Below are 14,423 nucleotides of genomic sequence, written 5' to 3'. Positions count from 1 at the left end.
ACACCCAATATAGAGTCCTGACGTTCGGCCTGTCACGTAAAATTAGACAAGCAGTTCTGAAGCTAACCGCGCAATCAAAACGTTAGAGAGTAAAACCGGCACATCCAGCGCCTGCTGTAAAATATCCCGATGACGCTGATGAAAACCCAGACAATCCAGCATAATGACGTCCGCGCCTTGATCCAGTAGCGCCTGCCCGGCATCAATTAACTGTTGCTCAGAACCGTGAACCGGATTCGCCAGCGAATACACCGGCGGCATTTGCAATACCTGCCATTTTTTCTCCTGGGCCGCCAGAAGTTCTGCAACAGGCACAATCACGCCCACCTGATGTCCATCCACAATAGAGGCGACAAGCGGTGGAATAATACGCAGCGGTTCAAGCAAAATAGAATTACGGGCTGCCATACTTTTAATCGCCGCGGTGCTCATCAGTATAATGACATCGTAACCCTGATTATCCAGCACCTCGACAACGCTCTGTAAATCTCGCTCCACTTTCTGGCGGGAAACATGGGCTATCTGGTTATCATTCAGCAACGTCAAAAGCGGATCGTCGCCAGGCTCTACAGCGTAATCCGCCATAACGTCTTCCCGGCTCATTTTTCCCAGCAGGCTATGATGGGTGATGTGTTGTTCGTCGATGTATTCCGTCAGAAGCGGTAACACTTCGCTCATTGGCACAACGCCGATTGTGAGGATTGCCAACGACGCACTCATTTTTATTCCACCTTATTACTTCGTCGTAATTCCCGGGCAAATATTCACACGCTCACCGCGCTACCTGCCCTACAAATCTCAGAAAGCGTAGCAGCAGATGAGCAACGTATTGTGTAAAGATTCCAAATAACTCCAATATTGTATTGTTATCGCTTAATTTACGGTTTTAGTTGCCAGTATAAATGTTTCAAGAATGTGATGGAGATACAATTTAGGGATACCCGGAATCCCTTCCGAGTGGTTCATGCGTCTATGATTTATCCGGATCTTCGTAACGTTTTTTCGCATCCATCGCTTCTTCTGCGGTCGGATGCTCGCTGATGAGCGAATCAGGTTTTGGATGGTCAGCCCGTAGCTGATACCACGTCACCGTCTGGCCCGGCGTGCCTTTTTCAATGGTGACGATATAAGCTTCCCGCGGATAAGGTGGTCTGGTTGGCATAGCGTTTCCTTTATTCTGGGTGAGCGTTAAGTATAGACATCTCCCTGTAACCGTTGCGTCGACGGCGGCAGCGCCGCAATAATTTCAGAAACGACCTGGGCCGGCGCTTTCGTCGCGTCAATAATGTAATGCGCCGTTTCGCGATACAACGCGTCACGCTGCTCAAGCACTTCCCGAACCTCTTCGCTCAACGGCTTGCCGGTGAGGGTCGGGCGCAGATCCGCTTCAGGTTCAGCCTCAAGCCGGTTAACCAGCGTGGATACCGGCGCGCACAGATAAATCACTACGCCAACACAGTGCATATAACGTCGGTTATACTCCGTGAGAATAATACCGCCTCCCGTCGCCACGACAGTCGAAGGCGCGCTTACCGCCTCCAGGGCCGCGGTTTCCCGGGCGCGGAACCCTCCCCAGCCTTCTTTTTCAACGATATCAGCGACGCTCATCTGCACGTGCGATTGCAGCCAGCGGTCGGTATCCGCAAACCGGAAACCGGTTGCCTGCGCCAGCGCCATACCGATGGTGGTTTTCCCACAGCCCCGCGGGCCAACAAGATAAAGAGGTTGCATCATAGCAGGCGTTCCCCCAGGAACTGCGCATACGCAGGATTTGATATCAGCAATGTTATAATCATATCATCTAACTAGTACAATGCATAAATGTAAATAATAATTTACACAAAGGTACTAAAGTCACAATATTAGTACTATAGCAAGAATCAGAAATGAATAAACTGTAAATTTTTCATTACAGGATTTATTTTTTACGCTGGCTTTCCAGCCACCACTTATCCAGCTCGGCGGCAAAATGCTGACGATCGCGCGGCGAGAGAGTGTTTGGCCCCCCCGTTTGTACGCCGCTGGCGCGTAGCGTGTCCATAAAGTCACGCATCGTCAGACGTTCGCGAATCGTGGCGTCGCTATAGCGTTCTCCCCGGGGATTAAGAGCCGCAGCGCCTTTTTCCAGCACTTCAGCCGCCAGCGGAATATCCGCGGTAATCACCAGATCGCCCGCTTCGCATTGACGCACGATTTCGTTATCCGCCACGTCAAACCCGGCGGCCACGCGAAGCGTGCGGATAAAACGCGAAGGCGGCACGCGCAAGGCCTGATTGGCAACCAGAATAAGCGGCAACTGCATCCGCTCGGCGGCGCGGTACAAAATTTCTTTAATGACATTCGGACACGCATCCGCATCCACCCAGATGGTCATAATGTCTCCCGTACGGTATACAATCTTTTATTGTCTCGCGCTTTTGTCTTTCATCAAAGTGCTGTTTCTCCTTCTGCCCGTTTTCAATCCGCGTTAAGCTAACCATTCCCCATAACACACAAACATAGGGAGTGACGAGATGGAGAAGAAAATCGGTTTTATTGGCTGCGGTAATATGGGCAAGGCTATTCTTGGCGGACTGATTGCCAGCGGTCAGGTACTTCCCGGCCAGATCTGGGTCTATACCCCCTCCCCCGATAAAGTCGCCGCCCTGCATGATCAGTACGGCATTAATGCGGCGCAAAGCGCGCAGGAGGTCGCTCAGGTCGCGGATATCGTTTTCGGCGCGGTAAAACCGGGCATTATGGTGAAAGTGCTCAGTGAAATCTCCTCCAGCCTGAACAAAGACTCGCTAGTGGTCTCTATCGCCGCAGGCGTAACGCTTGATCAGCTTGCGCGCGCGCTGGGACACGACCGTAAAATCATTCGCGCTATGCCGAATACGCCGTCGCTGGTCAACGCAGGAATGACCTCCGTCACGCCCAACGCGCTGGTCACACCGGAAGATACGGCTGATGTCCTGAATATTTTCCGCTGCTTTGGCGAGGCGGAAGTGATTGCTGAGCCGATGATCCATCCGGTGGTTGGCGTGAGCGGATCTTCGCCGGCCTATGTCTTTATGTTTATCGAGGCGATGGCGGACGCAGCCGTTCTGGGCGGTATGCCTCGCGCTCAGGCTTATAAATTCGCCGCGCAGGCCGTTATGGGATCGGCGAAAATGGTACTCGAAACCGGAAAGCATCCCGGCGAACTGAAAGATATGGTGTGCTCACCTGGCGGAACGACAATTGAAGCCGTACGCGTTCTGGAAGAACGTGGCTTCCGCGCTGCGGTAATAGAAGCGATGACGAAGTGTATGGAAAAATCAGAGGCGCTCAGTAAATCCTGAAGCCCGGCTGGACGTCATGCCGCCACTTCGGTGCGGTTACGTCCGGCATTCTTTGCTTTGTAAAGCGCCATATCCGCAGACTTTAGCCATTCCCGATAATGACCGATTTGTGGCGTTAACGGCGCCACGCCCACGCTGATACGTAACATGACCTGCGGCGCGCCCGGCAAGCGTAAGGTATTTAGCCGTTCATGCACTCGCGACATGGCGGTAATCGCGCTGTCTGCCGGCGTTCCGCACATAATCACCGCAAATTCGTCGCCGCCAAAGCGCCCGATAATATCACTCCCGCGTAGCGTTAACTGTAATTGACGCGTCAGGGCGATAATAGCCTCATCCCCAACATCATGTCCCCAGGTGTCGTTAATGCTCTTAAAATGATCGATATCGATAATCAACAATGTCGCCTCCCGATGGTGGCGTCGGCTGTGATCGAATTCATTACGTAATAAAATTTCCCAGTGGCGTCGGTTATAGACGCCGGTCATGCCATCCCGCGAGCTCATCGCCTGCAAGCGTCGCTTATGTTCCGCTAATTTAATGGCCGTTTGGTAACTTACCCAGGCGAACAGAAGCGGATACAACATAATGACGGGCAAAGAGAGCGTGACTTCCAGCGACGAGCTTCGCATAGCGACGGGTAGCCCGGTAAGCTGCAACGTCACCAGACATGACGCCAGCAAAAGGCCCATTCCGACAGTGAATAGCCGCCGCCCGCCAGCCCCCATCAGATTCATGCTCATCATCATAAACAGCGCGGCGGCAGGCAACATATTGACGCCCATCAGCGCGATCCACATGCCGGAGAGGATCGCATCCACTTTCAGGTTGTAAATTTCCTGGCGTAGCGGATCAAGGGCTTTCGCCGACCACTGCCACGCCAGATGCGGCCAGACAAAAGACCAGCCGACCAGTAATAACCACCAGCCGCCAAAGACAGGTTGCGTCACTAACACGGCGGCCACCGGTAAAAACATCCCCCCTAACCCCACCGCACGCGGTAGCCTGATGCGCCGGGCGAAGCGCAACCCGGAGCGCTGACGATCATCAGGAGGGTCAGGCGGCGCTACCGCCTGTTCAACCGCTTTTCGGTAAAAATTTTCATCATTCATTATTTTTGGGAACATTTAGAAACAATTTTCCCAAATTATAGAAACAGAGCGCATGGAGGAAGTATGAAATTTCGGGTGAGTGTTTTTCAGGGCTCACCCGATAGCACTACGCCGCTTTTTTCAGGCAGGCGCTCATAAACTTGCTACGGTCATCGCCTTTCAGTGATTGTTCCGTCGCCTGAACATTGCATTCACGCATTTTCTGCTGTTGCGGCGTCAGGCTTTTCTCGCCAGGGGCTGACTTACTGTTTTTCAGACAGTCGCTAAGGTAAGTTTTACGCGCATCGCCTTTCAACGCTTGCGCTGTCGCCTGCTGATTACAGGTCGTCATGCGCTGCTGTTGCGGCGTTAACGGTTTCTCGGTTGCGCCGACGGCGGTTAAAAAGACCAGGCCAAAAAGTAAAGTCACCAGTAATGTTATTTTCATAGCACCATCCTTTTGTCAGTGTACGCATTACACGTTGTCCCTTTGGGAAATATCCCAGGGACTTTATATAAGTCTGGCTGTTACTGGCAAAAATACCACCCGGCAGTAAAAGTATTACTTACCGTTAGCAATATATGTTTTATTGATTGACAAACCGTAGGCTAATGTGCAACTCGATTATCCACAGTCACGCAGGATGCAGAAGAACAACGCATAACGTTACACTGTTATTACCATAGCCGCTTCGTTTTTATTTTGCTCTGTATTAACCAGAAGAAAATAAAAACGAAGCGGCCAGGGCTATTTTATAAAAGTAACGTTATAACAACTGTGTTGTTTTAAATACGATTAGTGCCGGGGGTGTCTCAGCAACTTTTTTACATATTGGCGCCGCAATTCCGTATCGTGATCAGGAACGCTGGCATCCGGCTTTACGCCTTCAAGTGCCCCCTCTACCTGACGTATCAACATCTCCTGCTCGTTTTGCGCCATGTTACGTAACATTGCTGTGACGATAATCTCTAACGCTTCTACCTGAGCAACCAGTTCTTTCGACTCTTCTTCTTTTTGGGCTAGCTTAAGCAACAACTCTGCTATGAGATTTTTCATGACCATATTTCCTTATTAGTTCCAGGGTGACGTTATCACTATGAAGAACCACTGCCTAGAGGCTGAAAGTACTATTTTTATGATACAGGAAGAACTTTACACAAATAATTATCACTGTCGCCGCAGCGAAACGTTTCTCAGGCCGTAAACGAGACGATAATAAACCATCAAAAAACAATAATCACGCTATATCATAATTTAAGGTTATGCCATCTATAGAAAAACTTCACGGATAAAGAATATATCTTTTAATTTAAACCATATCGTAACGGCAGAAGCGCCGTTACGATGCACCGCTATTGGCCTTTCGCTTTTTGCGCGTTACGCCGACGACGTAACGCCAGGGTCAGTTGCCCGATATTGATCAACACGATCGCCGCCGTAGCGATAAAAACCCAGCGGAAACCGGCCATCGCCGATACCGTCGCGCCCATCAACGGCCCAACCACGTTGCCCAGATACATAAATGACTGGTTGTAGCCAAAAATACGTCCGGTAATTTGGTCGCTGGAGTATTTCACCAATAACGTTTGTACGGCGGGTAACATCGCGCCATCGGCAAAGCCCAACAAGAAACGCAACAGCCCCAACTGGAACGGCGTGGTGACCCAGGACATCGCGAAGAAAAGCAGCACTGCGCAGATAAGCGTGGCCATCAGAATTCTTTCCGTGCCGATTCTGTCGCCAAGTTTTCCCAGGCGAGGCGCGGAGATAAGCGCGGAGATACCGGGCACCGAGGCGATTAACCCGCTAAGAAAGGCGATGTTATTACTGTCCGGCATCATTGATTTGATAAACAGCGCCAGGATTGGACTGATGGAACCATTACAGAGTTGAATGACCATCGTGGTAAAAAACAGACTGATCACCAGCGCAGGATAAGGTAACGACGCAAAAACGGCTTTACCGCTCAGGCGTTCGCTTTTCTTGATGACCGGACGCACGCCTTCTTTAATTAAAAATAGCGTGACCAGAAAGCTCACCACCAACAGCATGGCGGTAATCAGAAATACCGCCCGCAGCCCGATATGATCCGCGACAAAGCCGCCCATTAACGGCCCGCCGATAACGCCGCTGATCTGCGCGGTAGAAAGCGTACTGAGCGCCCAGCCGCTACGTTCGCGCGGTACCTGAGAGGCTACCAGCGCCATGGCATTGGGGATATAGCCTGACGTTAACCCCATGATTCCGCGCAGCAGGAAAAGTTGCCAGACATGGGTCGCAAATGCCTGCAGTAGAATAGCTATCGCCATCCCGAGCGACGCGCGCAATAGCATCAGTTTACGCCCTTTACGATCGGCAAGACTGCCCCACATCGGCGACACAATGGCGGAAATAAGAAACGTGATGCTAAACGTTAACCCGGACCACATTGATAACGCTTCATGGGAAGAGACGCCAAGCTGGGAAATATAAAGGGGTAAGAATGGCAGGATTTGGCTGATTGCCAGCCCGGTAAAAAAACATCCAAACCAAACGGAAATTAGATTAACTTTCCAGGATTCCATAAGACTCGTAACGGTAAGTAGCTGAAAATACGCGCTAGCTTAGCAAGTTCTCTTTTTCCTGGTGGTTCCAGAGGTGCGATACGTCACACTTTGCTATTTTGTCTCCCCGTTCATCATTTTTGTGAAACATGTCACATTATATAGCCGCGCAAGGCAGACGTTTATGCTTTAACGACACACGCCGTAGCCCCGCATTCCAAGATGAAAATGGTTAGCATGCGCAGCGTTATAGTCAGGCCCGAGCCCATTGCCATAATAATGGCAACTGGCGTTTAACATAGCGCGTAACCACGGCCCCGTCTCCTCACGCCCCCAGCCGCGCAGAACAGTGATTTTTCGGCCATCCGATAGCTGAAACCCGCTGACATCCAGCGCTTCTGCGCTGGCATGTTCACTGCGACGCGCATCCGGGCGGTGATAAATATTACGGCAGGCATAGCTGCCCAGATGTTCGATGCGGGTCAGGCGGCGCTTCATCCACGTTTCTGTTAAAGGTTTTGCCTGCTGTTCGACAAACAGCGCGGAGCGCAGCGCCAACGGGCAGGAGGCTAAAAAACTGCTGCTCAGTTTAACCTGGCCAAAATCTCTGACGCGCACAACATGGGACAAGGGACATTCACCAGCGCTATCCGCAACAGGTTGTGATGAAATTAATCCCTGTTGATTGGCCGCCGTCAACAGCTCCCGGCACTGCGACGGCGTAAGGCGCTGTAGTTTGAAGGTCGTGATCCAGCCTGGCGGATCGGCAAGTTGTAGCGGAGCAAAAGGATTATAATAAGAGGGAAGATAACGATATCCCAGCCCGCCAATACCGCCCAACAGCACAATAATCAGAAAACCCTTACCTCTCACGCGGCCTCCGTTCTCACATCCCATAAACATTATGGCAGAAGCCCGCGAAACCCGCGTTTTGTCGTGGTAATGTATACGCTTTGCATTCGATGGAATGGGTTTTTAAGATGGCGAAATTGCGGGTAGGAATAGTATTTGGCGGTAAGTCGGCGGAACATGAAGTGTCTTTGCAATCAGCGAAAAATATCGTTGATGCGATCGATAAAACCCGCTTCGACGTGGTGCTGTTAGGGATAGATAAGGCGGGACAATGGCATGTTAACGATGCGGAAAATTATTTGCAGAATGCAGACGATCCGGCACATATCGCGCTACGTCCTTCGGCAATCAGTCTGGCCCAGGTGCCTGGCAAACACCAACACCAATTGATTAACGCTCAGAACGGGCAGCCGCTACCGACGGTAGATGTTATTTTTCCTATCGTCCACGGTACGCTGGGCGAAGACGGCTCATTGCAGGGGATGCTGCGCGTCGCAAACTTACCGTTTGTCGGTTCAGACGTGCTGAGCTCCGCAGCCTGCATGGATAAAGACGTCGCCAAACGACTGCTACGCGATGCAGGACTGAATATCGCCCCGTTTATTACACTCACCCGAACGAATCGTCACGCGTTTAGTTTTGCCGAGGTTGAATCCCGTCTGGGACTGCCGCTGTTCGTTAAGCCCGCCAATCAGGGCTCTTCGGTCGGCGTCAGTAAAGTCGCTAACGAAGCGCAATATCAGCAGGCGGTCGCGCTGGCTTTCGAATTCGATCATAAAGTGGTGGTGGAGCAAGGGATCAAAGGGCGCGAGATCGAATGCGCCGTATTAGGTAACGATAACCCACAGGCCAGCACCTGCGGCGAAATCGTACTGAATAGCGAATTTTACGCCTACGATACTAAGTATATTGATGATAACGGCGCACAAGTTGTCGTACCTGCGCAGCTCCCTTCCGGGGTGAATGACAAGATTCGCGCGATTGCGATCCAGGCTTATCAGACGCTGGGGTGCGCGGGTATGGCGCGTGTCGATGTCTTTTTAACGGCAGACAATGAGGTCGTGATTAACGAGATCAATACGCTGCCAGGTTTTACCAATATCAGTATGTATCCAAAACTCTGGCAGGCGAGCGGACTGGGCTATACCGATTTGATCAGCCGCCTGATTGAGCTGGCGCTGGAACGCCATGCGGCGAATAACGCCTTAAAAACCACGATGTAATACCGCACGCCCGATAGCGCAACGTTTATCGGGCGTCTTTTACCTCGTCATCTTCGCGCCGGCGAATGATGAACCCCGCCAGCCAGAAGCTAATAATCCACGTTACCAGCCCAACGCCATAGGTTTGCCATCCTTTCGCCTCAAAACCCAGCAATCCTACGACGCCATTCAAAATAAAGATAAGGCCAATAGAGAAGGCATAGTAGTGCCAGTCACGACGAATTTTTACGGGCAAACGCATAACGACTCCGACGTATTAACAGCAACAAAAACGTATTTTTGCATACTTCTGGCGAGCGAGTCTGTGGGGGATACGGAATTTCTTAAATGTTAATTGATTTTGATAAAAGTGATCGTTTTGTGACAACTAACAAAAATTTACGCGATGGATACATTCCGTATGTGAAATTACCATGATTCTGATATTGACAAACACAATGACCTGTCAGACTTCACAGTAAGCCGATGGCATAACGCCAGATCGTAGCCGATCATCCTGGAGGTCTTTATGGCTGATTTCACTCTCTCAAAATCGCTGTTCAGCGGGAAGCATCGAGAAACCTCCTCTACGCCCGGAAATATTGCTTACGCCATATTTGTACTGTTTTGCTTCTGGGCCGGAGCGCAACTCTTAAACCTGCTGGTTCATGCGCCGGGTATCTATGAGCATCTGATGCAGGTACAGGATACAGGTCGACCACGGGTAGAGATTGGGCTGGGCGTCGGGACGATTTTTGGCCTGGTGCCCTTCCTCACGGGCTGCCTCATTTTCGCCGTTATCGCCGCGTTTTTACGCTGGCGTCACCGTCACCAATAAACCTTAGCGCGCTGGAGAAAATATCCCAGCGCGAAATTTATCCCCCCATACACCGCGCCCGTCGCTCATCAACTCGTTTAGCAAACCAGGCGGTCGTCAGCTTACGCGTGATCTTCGGGCTTTCCAGTTGAATACCGGGCAACATTTCCCGCGCAAGCGTCTTGCCCGTTTTGGCCTCGGCCAGTTTATAGACTTTCTTGTAGAGCGCCGTTTTTTCAAACGCCAGGCTATCGCCTTTTTCCAGTTGGCTGCGAATTTCACGCTCACTCATTCCCAACTGCCCTGCCAGTTTGCGCACCGCTAACTCTGTTTTGCCCGGTTCTTTGCTGTTATAACGAATCAGATCGCCATCCAGCGCCAGTTTTACCCCACTGGCTTTACTGACGGCATTCTGGAACGCAGCGTTACGGCTGGCGTACCATCCCGCGTTGAAGTCGGCGAAGCGGAAAACAGGCGCGCTGTAGTTCGCCGGGTAATTCAGCAAATGGTAAGTTCCAAACCACAACCCGCCACGGCGCGTAAAGACCTCCTGACGTACCGTACCCGCCATCTTCCACGGATAACCTTTCGCGTGCTGTTCGGCAAAGGCAATGCTGACCTGCATCGGGCCGCCCGTATGCACCGGGTTATATGAGCCAAATAGCGTCTGCCCCATAGGAACCATATTGATAAAATCGTCAAAAATAGCGCTAAGCTGTTTTTCGGTTTTTACCGTGTCCAGCCGTTCGCTATAGCTCTTGCCGTTGGGGGAGTTAATTTTCAGCGCGGTGTGCACCAGAAACAGCGGGATGTGTAGTCGTTCAGCGCGGCGATCAATCTCCTGCCAGGCGATTTTACTTAGCCCCGGCACGACAGGATCCGCCTGATAACCGGACTCCTGCTGGGCGACAGCCAGCACCGAACAGATATTTTCTACCGTCGGCGCCAGCCCCTGGCTCTTAAACGTTGTCGCGATATCTTTCGCCCAGGCCTCTCTGTCTTTGACACTGGCCGGCATTTTCTGACGTACTACGCTTGCCACGTCGACAGGCTTCTCGCCCTTGCTCACCGGCTGCCCGGATTGACTACTACAGCCAGCCAATATGGCAACCGCCAGAAAAGGCAGAGGATAAAGACGGGACGCCGCCGACATAACGTTTCCTTCTGTTAGCTAAAAGAGTGGGTCACTTCCTGAACTGGCTGACCATCCAACTGGCGTTCAAAGCTACGTAAACGTTTATAAATAGACATCAGCTCCACCAGCGTCGTCCAGGAGTTAATCAAATACTGGAACGAACCGCGCACCTGGCCAAACACGTTGGTGATTTGCGTCATCAGACCCAGCGTAATCGTACCGGCAACAATGGAAGGAAACAGCAGGAACAAACCGAAAACGTTATCGACCTGCAAATAGAGAATGCGCGCGATGTTGAAATACATATAGTGAAAGTAGAGACGGAAGTAGTTATGGCGCACCGCGCTAAACAGTTCACGGACGGTGGGCGGCGTGGCGCGGCTGGCGTCATCTTCACCGTAGACCAGCTCCTTACGATAAGCTGCTTCCACTCGCTGATTTTTAAATTCCAGCCCCGGCAATTTGATCCCGACGACCGCCAGCAGGCCCGTCCCCATTAATGACCAGACTATGGCGGCAATGACCAGGCCGTAAGGGATATGTCCTACGATGGGTAAATCCGGCACATGCGCTGACAGGGTGACTAACACCGGCAGAAAGGCGATGAGCGTCATGATGGCATTGATAAAACTCACGCCCATATTCTCCAGTGTAGAGGCAAAACGCATGGTGTCTTCCTGCACACGCTGGGCGGCCCCTTCGATATGGCGCAGGTACTGCCAGTGCGCCATATAGTGCTCATTCATTGCGGTACGCCAGCGAAATACATAGTGGCTGACAAAGAAGTTGTTCAGCACGCCGATCACTACGGCGATAAGCGCAATACCGAGAAACACCCCCACTTCATGATAAAATTGACCAAGAGTGACCTTGTGCGGCGAGCTGAGCGCCGTTTGAATCAAATCATAGAACGGTGCGTACCAGGCGTTAACCGCGACGCCAACCTCCACCAAAAACCAGGTGACAAAAATAATGAGCGAGGTGCCAAGTATCGACCAGTACTGCCAGCGGTGCGGGCTATAGATGAACCAGAACGTTGCAAATAATCCCACGCAAATCAGGTAATAAGCATAAAAAATCAGATAGTCCAGCGACCAAAAGCGCGCTGCGCTGATAGGCACTTCATCGGATGCCCCCACAAGTCGCGCCACCCAATCTCCTCCTCCCGCCTGCCAGAAAATGACGGCGATCAGCGCCCAAACAAACGCCGACATGAAAAACGGCCCTGGCTTTGGGAAAAAAGATTTAAACATCATGCTCTCCTGCTAACTTCTTATCTTTATTACGGCTGCTGTGACGGCGGCAATAGCACGCCATGCCCACGCAAATGAAAGGGCTAAACCAGGCATTGTGACCTACGTTGTGACGCTTAGTTCGCATTTCTGCTCAACAGAATTGTTTCGACGAGTTTCATACACAGCAGGCACGCTGACGCTATCAGGTTATCACAAGCGCTCTATCACAAAAGTAAACATTCTCCATCACGAAAACCCGCCGTTACGTTTTTTCACCCACTTTTTTCTCTTTAACGTTTTGCAATGTGCCGCCGGGTAGTATAAATACGCATAACCACCGTTATTTCACTTATGGACATCACCGTTGAAACGTAGTCTGCTTTTTACTGCCATGCTGTTTGCGGCATCACTTACTTCTGTCCAGGCGGCTCAGCCGATTGCCGATCCGGTTTTTGCCTCTGATATCGTTGATCGTTATGCCGAGCATATCTTTTATGGTAGCGGCGCCACGGGCATGGCGCTGGTGGTGATCGACGGCAATCAACGCGTGTTTCGTAGTTTCGGTGACACCAGACCGGGCAATAATGTTCGTCCACAGCTTGATTCGGTCATTCGTATCGCTTCTCTCACCAAGCTCATGACCAGTGAAATGTTGGTAAAATTGCTCGATCAGGGAACGGTAAAATTAAACGATCCTCTCAGCAAATATGCGCCTCCCGGCGCGCATGTCCCGACGTATCAAGGCACGCCGATTACGTTGGTCAACTTAGCGACCCATACCAGCGCGCTTCCGCGAGAACAGCCCGGCGGCGCGGCGCATCGTCCGGTATTTGTCTGGCCAACCCGCGAACAACGCTGGAGCTGGCTCTCCACAGCAACGTTAAAAGTCGCGCCCGGTTCACAGGCGGCCTATTCCAATCTGGCGTTCGACCTGTTAGCCGACGCGCTGGCGACCGCCTCCGGCAAACCTTATACGCAACTGTTTGAAGAAAAGATTACCCGCCCGCTGGGAATGAAAGACACCACGTTTACCCCCTCTCCCGATCAGTGTAAGCGTCTGATGGTGGCAGAAAAAGGCGCAAGCCCCTGTAATAATACGCTGGCAGCCATTGGCAGCGGCGGGGTCTATTCTACGCCAGGAGATATGATGCGCTGGATGCAACAGTATCTGTCGTCAGATTTCTATCACCGTAGCCAACAGGCCGATCGTATGCAAACGTTGATTTATCAGCGCACACAGTTAAAGAAAATCATTGGGATGGACGTACCGGGTAAAGCCGACGCGCTCGGTCTGGGTTGGGTCTATATGGCGCCAAAAGACGGACGTCCTGGCATTATCCAGAAAACAGGAGGCGGCGGCGGTTTTATTACCTATATGGCGATGATCCCACAATATAATATTGGCGCTTTTGTGGTCGTAACCCGTTCCCCCCTCACTCGTTTTACCAATATGAGCGACGGGATTAACGATTTGGTTACTGAGCTAAGCGGCAATAAACCGATTGCTATTCCTGCATCCTGAGTCGTCGCGCCTCGCGCTATATCAGACGAGGCGCAACATTCTTGTTAATATTCGGAGGGCAAACGGTTAATACTGATCAGTTTGCCTTTATTCATTTCAATGTAATTACCCTTACGCAGGGCCGCGAGAACTTCCGCCACCACCGATCGCGATACGCGCGTTCGTTGATGAATATAATTCATAACACCAATACGTGAGCGAAGTTCTTCATCCCACTCAATCATTGTCATTAACGTCGCACGAATTTGGTCGTAAGAATTATTACCAATGAGCTGCTTGTCACGAAGTTCCAGTACCTGACTTTTCCATACTATCCAACAGAAGGCTTCACGCCACAGTTGGTTCTGCTCAATGATGGCAAGAGTTTGTGATGATGAGAGGCGATAACCGATGCAACCGCTCTCCGCAATTAATTTATATTGTGCCTCTTTTTTCGCCACACCATCGGCTAAGCCGAAAATAAAGGGGGCCTGCACAATACCAATAAGAACTTTATCACCCCGAACTAACGAAACAACCCCCTCTAAAATAACAAAGGTATGGGTATTACTTTCATCAGGTGAACAGATAATCTCTTTATCATTAACAAACTCGAAACGCGTACCATGCTTAGAAAGGCATTTATCGAGTCTGTAGAATTCCTGTAGTGGCTTGCTTAAAGATAACATATGCATTCCTTGCAATAATGCCCGTCAAGTCCTT

17 protein-coding genes are annotated in these 14,423 nt (G+C 51.1%); 4 read left to right on the top strand and 13 right to left on the bottom strand.

Translation table 11 applies throughout. The features are described from left to right. Window positions 1-42: 42 nt before the first annotated feature. The 4 genes from NA197_RS08660 to NA197_RS08645 all read right to left on the bottom strand — a co-directional run bounded on the left by NA197_RS08660 (window position 43) and on the right by NA197_RS08645 (window position 2,374). Entirely contained in the window at window positions 43-720 is a 678-nt protein-coding gene (locus NA197_RS08660) for an AroM family protein (protein WP_001276437.1), read from the bottom strand. Window positions 721-970: 250 nt separating this feature from the next. Next, a complete protein-coding gene (gene yaiA / locus NA197_RS08655) occupies window positions 971-1,162 on the bottom strand; it encodes a protein YaiA (RefSeq protein WP_001143161.1) in 192 nt (63 codons plus the stop codon). A gap of 26 nt (window positions 1,163-1,188) precedes the next feature. Then, window positions 1,189-1,734, bottom strand: coding sequence for a shikimate kinase AroL (gene aroL, locus NA197_RS08650; protein WP_064043203.1), 546 nt, complete (start codon window positions 1,732-1,734; stop codon window positions 1,189-1,191). A gap of 184 nt (window positions 1,735-1,918) precedes the next feature. Continuing rightward, window positions 1,919-2,374: a YaiI/YqxD family protein gene (locus NA197_RS08645; RefSeq protein WP_000158137.1), complete on the bottom strand. Its 456-nt coding sequence runs from the start codon at window positions 2,372-2,374 to the stop codon at window positions 1,919-1,921. 139 nt (window positions 2,375-2,513) lie between these two features. On the opposite strand from NA197_RS08645, the gene proC reads away from it, so the two are divergent. Beyond that, complete coding sequence (gene proC / locus NA197_RS08640) at window positions 2,514-3,323, top strand: pyrroline-5-carboxylate reductase (RefSeq protein WP_000412193.1); 810 nt, start codon at window positions 2,514-2,516, stop codon at window positions 3,321-3,323. Window positions 3,324-3,337: 14 nt separating this feature from the next. Here proC and adrA read toward each other — a convergent pair whose 3' ends face one another. The 5 genes from adrA to NA197_RS08615 form a co-directional block, all read right to left on the bottom strand. Then, window positions 3,338-4,450, bottom strand: coding sequence for a diguanylate cyclase AdrA (gene adrA / locus NA197_RS08635; RefSeq protein WP_000484095.1), 1,113 nt, complete (start codon window positions 4,448-4,450; stop codon window positions 3,338-3,340). A 91-nt stretch (window positions 4,451-4,541) separates the two neighbouring features. Next, on the bottom strand, window positions 4,542-4,862 hold the full coding sequence (psiF, locus tag NA197_RS08630; RefSeq protein WP_000705162.1) for a phosphate starvation-inducible protein PsiF: 321 nt from the start codon (window positions 4,860-4,862) through the stop codon (window positions 4,542-4,544). 348 nt (window positions 4,863-5,210) lie between these two features. Continuing rightward, complete coding sequence (gene iraP / locus NA197_RS08625) at window positions 5,211-5,471, bottom strand: anti-adapter protein IraP (RefSeq protein ID WP_438796682.1); 261 nt, start codon at window positions 5,469-5,471, stop codon at window positions 5,211-5,213. Window positions 5,472-5,767: 296 nt separating this feature from the next. Further along, window positions 5,768-6,979, bottom strand: coding sequence for a multidrug efflux MFS transporter (locus tag NA197_RS08620; protein ID WP_000446768.1), 1,212 nt, complete (start codon window positions 6,977-6,979; stop codon window positions 5,768-5,770). Window positions 6,980-7,147: 168 nt separating this feature from the next. Next, the gene (locus NA197_RS08615; protein ID WP_000480792.1) at window positions 7,148-7,861 is read right to left on the bottom strand and encodes an extensin-like domain-containing protein; all 714 of its coding nucleotides are present in this window, start codon (window positions 7,859-7,861) and stop codon (window positions 7,148-7,150) included. Window positions 7,862-7,938: 77 nt separating this feature from the next. Between NA197_RS08615 and ddlA the strand changes: the two genes are divergently transcribed. Further along, window positions 7,939-9,033, top strand: coding sequence for a D-alanine--D-alanine ligase (gene ddlA / locus NA197_RS08610; RefSeq protein WP_001096592.1), 1,095 nt, complete (start codon window positions 7,939-7,941; stop codon window positions 9,031-9,033). 25 nt (window positions 9,034-9,058) lie between these two features. Here ddlA and NA197_RS08605 read toward each other — a convergent pair whose 3' ends face one another. Beyond that, on the bottom strand, window positions 9,059-9,274 hold the full coding sequence (locus NA197_RS08605) for a DUF2754 family protein (RefSeq protein ID WP_001239240.1): 216 nt from the start codon (window positions 9,272-9,274) through the stop codon (window positions 9,059-9,061). Window positions 9,275-9,541: 267 nt separating this feature from the next. On the opposite strand from NA197_RS08605, the gene NA197_RS08600 reads away from it, so the two are divergent. Then, on the top strand, window positions 9,542-9,850 hold the full coding sequence (locus NA197_RS08600; RefSeq protein ID WP_000763139.1) for a YaiY family protein: 309 nt from the start codon (window positions 9,542-9,544) through the stop codon (window positions 9,848-9,850). A 37-nt stretch (window positions 9,851-9,887) separates the two neighbouring features. Here NA197_RS08600 and yaiW read toward each other — a convergent pair whose 3' ends face one another. Then, window positions 9,888-10,982 carry a surface-exposed outer membrane lipoprotein YaiW gene (yaiW, locus tag NA197_RS08595; protein WP_023227296.1) on the bottom strand — a complete coding sequence of 365 codons (1,095 nt, stop codon included), beginning with the start codon at window positions 10,980-10,982 and terminating at the stop codon, window positions 9,888-9,890. 14 nt (window positions 10,983-10,996) lie between these two features. Beyond that, complete coding sequence (sbmA, locus tag NA197_RS08590) at window positions 10,997-12,217, bottom strand: peptide antibiotic transporter SbmA (RefSeq protein WP_000477023.1); 1,221 nt, start codon at window positions 12,215-12,217, stop codon at window positions 10,997-10,999. Between the two features lie 346 nt (window positions 12,218-12,563). Between sbmA and ampH the strand changes: the two genes are divergently transcribed. Beyond that, on the top strand, window positions 12,564-13,721 hold the full coding sequence (gene ampH / locus NA197_RS08585) for a D-alanyl-D-alanine-carboxypeptidase/endopeptidase AmpH (RefSeq protein ID WP_000830783.1): 1,158 nt from the start codon (window positions 12,564-12,566) through the stop codon (window positions 13,719-13,721). A gap of 44 nt (window positions 13,722-13,765) precedes the next feature. Here the strand turns inward: ampH and iprA are convergent, their stop codons facing one another. Next, window positions 13,766-14,389 carry a hydrogen peroxide resistance inhibitor IprA gene (gene iprA, locus NA197_RS08580; RefSeq protein ID WP_000950242.1) on the bottom strand — a complete coding sequence of 208 codons (624 nt, stop codon included), beginning with the start codon at window positions 14,387-14,389 and terminating at the stop codon, window positions 13,766-13,768. Window positions 14,390-14,423 lie beyond the last annotated feature (34 nt).

It is taken from the genome of Salmonella sp. NW884 (assembly GCF_051700745.1).
In the GTDB taxonomy this organism is placed as follows: domain Bacteria; phylum Pseudomonadota; class Gammaproteobacteria; order Enterobacterales; family Enterobacteriaceae; genus Salmonella; species Salmonella enterica.
This window is presented reverse-complemented; position numbering and strand designations above follow the sequence as displayed.

Excerpts from the sequence above, each read along its gene's own strand:
- NA197_RS08660 (WP_001276437.1), bottom strand. The coding sequence starts at position 720 with ATGAGTGCGTCGTTGGCAATCCTCACAATCGGCGTTGTGCCAATGAGC.
- yaiW (WP_023227296.1), bottom strand. The coding sequence starts at position 10,982 with ATGTCGGCGGCGTCCCGTCTTTATCCTCTGCCTTTTCTGGCGGTTGCC.
- NA197_RS08605 (WP_001239240.1), bottom strand. The coding sequence starts at position 9,274 with ATGCGTTTGCCCGTAAAAATTCGTCGTGACTGGCACTACTATGCCTTC.
- iprA (WP_000950242.1), bottom strand. The coding sequence starts at position 14,389 with ATGTTATCTTTAAGCAAGCCACTACAGGAATTCTACAGACTCGATAAA.
- iraP (WP_438796682.1), bottom strand. The coding sequence starts at position 5,471 with ATGAAAAATCTCATAGCAGAGTTGTTGCTTAAGCTAGCCCAAAAAGAA.
- yaiA (WP_001143161.1), bottom strand. The coding sequence starts at position 1,162 with ATGCCAACCAGACCACCTTATCCGCGGGAAGCTTATATCGTCACCATT.
- proC (WP_000412193.1), top strand. The coding sequence starts at position 2,514 with ATGGAGAAGAAAATCGGTTTTATTGGCTGCGGTAATATGGGCAAGGCT.
- ddlA (WP_001096592.1), top strand. The coding sequence starts at position 7,939 with ATGGCGAAATTGCGGGTAGGAATAGTATTTGGCGGTAAGTCGGCGGAA.
- psiF (WP_000705162.1), bottom strand. The coding sequence starts at position 4,862 with ATGAAAATAACATTACTGGTGACTTTACTTTTTGGCCTGGTCTTTTTA.
- aroL (WP_064043203.1), bottom strand. The coding sequence starts at position 1,734 with ATGATGCAACCTCTTTATCTTGTTGGCCCGCGGGGCTGTGGGAAAACC.
- sbmA (WP_000477023.1), bottom strand. The coding sequence starts at position 12,217 with ATGTTTAAATCTTTTTTCCCAAAGCCAGGGCCGTTTTTCATGTCGGCG.
- adrA (WP_000484095.1), bottom strand. The coding sequence starts at position 4,450 with ATGTTCCCAAAAATAATGAATGATGAAAATTTTTACCGAAAAGCGGTT.
- NA197_RS08620 (WP_000446768.1), bottom strand. The coding sequence starts at position 6,979 with ATGGAATCCTGGAAAGTTAATCTAATTTCCGTTTGGTTTGGATGTTTT.
- NA197_RS08600 (WP_000763139.1), top strand. The coding sequence starts at position 9,542 with ATGGCTGATTTCACTCTCTCAAAATCGCTGTTCAGCGGGAAGCATCGA.
- NA197_RS08645 (WP_000158137.1), bottom strand. The coding sequence starts at position 2,374 with ATGACCATCTGGGTGGATGCGGATGCGTGTCCGAATGTCATTAAAGAA.
- NA197_RS08615 (WP_000480792.1), bottom strand. The coding sequence starts at position 7,861 with ATGTTTATGGGATGTGAGAACGGAGGCCGCGTGAGAGGTAAGGGTTTT.